This is a genomic window from Prevotella sp. CAG:592 (genome assembly GCF_000436015.1).
Taxonomy (GTDB): Bacteria; Bacteroidota; Bacteroidia; order Bacteroidales; family Bacteroidaceae; genus Prevotella; species Prevotella pectinovora.
Genome location: NZ_FR892584.1, coordinates 1 through 518, shown reverse-complemented (window position 1 = coordinate 518; position 518 = coordinate 1). Strand labels below are relative to the sequence as shown.

The 518-nt window shown below is 46.5% G+C and carries 1 protein-coding gene; it reads left to right on the top strand.

Features of this window, described 5'->3' with window-relative positions; genetic code table 11:
- Positions 1 to 518 (top strand): hypothetical protein (locus tag QVO99_RS06505; RefSeq protein ID WP_288177016.1); only part of this gene is annotated, 518 nt, incomplete at both ends.

Genomic DNA, 518 nt, shown 5'->3' with positions numbered 1-518 from the left:
CAGATCGGATTACTCTTGCCTATGGACGAGTCGAAGATAAGAAAAGCGTTAGACACGGTTTCTATTCCTCTGCACGAAGGGTTCAAATATGCCACCAATACCAACACAAGTTATACGATAGCCGGCTTGGGGGTGAACTTCTCGTTAATGCCTTACAATGGTCCGATGTATGTAGTAAGCGTGAACGACAAACACTCCAAGGAGTTTGAAAAGGACAAGCGTTTTGACAGTATACGCTCTCTGTTCTTTGGCACTCCTATAAGTTCGATATACGACAAGGCAAAGGAAGACAAAGAACAGCCAGACAAGAAAAAACGCAAGACGCTTATGCACTATCAGACAGAACAGTTGCCTTTCGAGTCGGAACCATTGCAGACCATCATACAAACGCTTGCCCAGATGGATGCTGTGATTGTCGTGCCTCGCGAACAGATAACTTACGGCGATGTGAAGGAATTCGAGTCGCGCTCCGAACGCGACGACAACGAGCCTTGGGATGTTCTTGACTGGAAAAATGC